Genomic DNA, 1,269 nt, shown 5'->3' on the forward strand with positions numbered 1-1,269 from the left:
TGACGTGCCCCTGAGAATTTCCTCCACGTGGAGCTAGAGTCCGGCCCTTGAAAGGACGGACGGAATGAAACGAGCGAGATTCACGGAAGAGCAGATCATCGGGATCCTGCGGGAGAACGAGGCCGGCGCCAAAGCGGGCGAGCTGGCGCGCAAGCACGGCGTGTCGGAGGGCACGATCTACGCCTGGAAGGCCAAGTTCGGCGGGATGAGCGTGTCGGACGCCCAGCGCCTCCGGGCCCTGGAAGACGAGAACGGAAAGCTGAAGCGCCTGCTGGCCGACGCCATGCTCGACAAAGCCGCGTTGAACGATCTGCTGTCAAAAAAGTGGTAGGGCCCGCGGCGCTGCGCCAGGCCGTCGCCCATCTGAAGGCGGCGTTCGGCGTCAGCGAGCGACGGGCCTGCTCCATCATCAAGGCGGACCGTAAGTCGGTGCGCTATCGCTCCTGCCGACAGCCGGACACGGCGCTGCGGGAGCGGCTGCGCGCCCTGGCTGTCGAGCGGCGACGGTTCGGCTATCGGCGGCTGTTCGTGCTGCTGCGGCGTGAGGGAGAGCCCTCGGGCAAGAACCGGATCTACCGGCTCTATCGCGAGGAAGGCCTGACGGTGCGCAAGCGCCGCTCACGTCGTCGCGCCATGGGCACGCGCGCGCCGATCCTGGTCGAGGCCAGGCCGAACGCCCGCTGGTCGCTGGACTTTGTGCACGACCAGTTCGCCACGGGCCGCCGCTTCCGCATTCTCAACGTGGTCGACGACGTCACCCGCGAGTGCCTGGCGGCGATCCCCGACACCTCGATCTCGGGACGCCGCGTCGCGCGAGAGCTGACAGCGCTGATCGCTCGGCGGGGCCGTCCCGCCATGATCGTCAGCGACAACGGCACGGAGTTCACGTCCACCGCCATCCTGGCCTGGGCGCAGGATCATGGCGTCGACTGGCACTACATCGCGCCGGGCAAGCCGACCCAGAACGGGTTTGTGGAATCCTTCAACGGCCGGATGCGCGACGAACTGCTCAACGAGAGCCTGTTCTTCAGCCTGGATCACGCCCGCCAGAAGGTCGCCGCCTGGGCGCTGGACTACAACACCCGCCGGCCGCACTCGTCGATCGGCTACCTCACCCCGGAGGCTTTTGCCGCCAGTCTGACCGCAACAGGCCGACCCGCTGCGCAGGATGAAAGCTGCGCGGCCCGGCCTGTTGCTCACCCCACGCTGCGAGGCGTAACTAACCCAAGGACTCTGGTCGCCGCTGGATGAAAACTCAGGGGCACGTCA

1 protein-coding gene and 1 pseudogene are annotated in these 1,269 nt (G+C 67.2%); both read left to right on the top strand.

The genetic code is table 11. The annotated features are described in order from the left end of the window. Positions 1–64: 64 nt before the first annotated feature. A pseudogene (locus tag ACU5AP_RS16325) lies at positions 65–217 on the top strand (transposase); the annotation flags it as partial. Beyond that, positions 184–1,251 (top strand): IS3 family transposase, encoded by a 1,068-nt coding sequence (locus ACU5AP_RS16330; RefSeq protein ID WP_250132254.1) that lies wholly within the window; start codon positions 184–186, stop codon positions 1,249–1,251. The pseudogene ACU5AP_RS16325 and the gene ACU5AP_RS16330, both read left to right, overlap by 34 nt. The last annotated feature ends 18 nt before the right edge of the window (positions 1,252–1,269 follow it).

The organism is Brevundimonas sp. RM1, assembly GCF_052907225.1.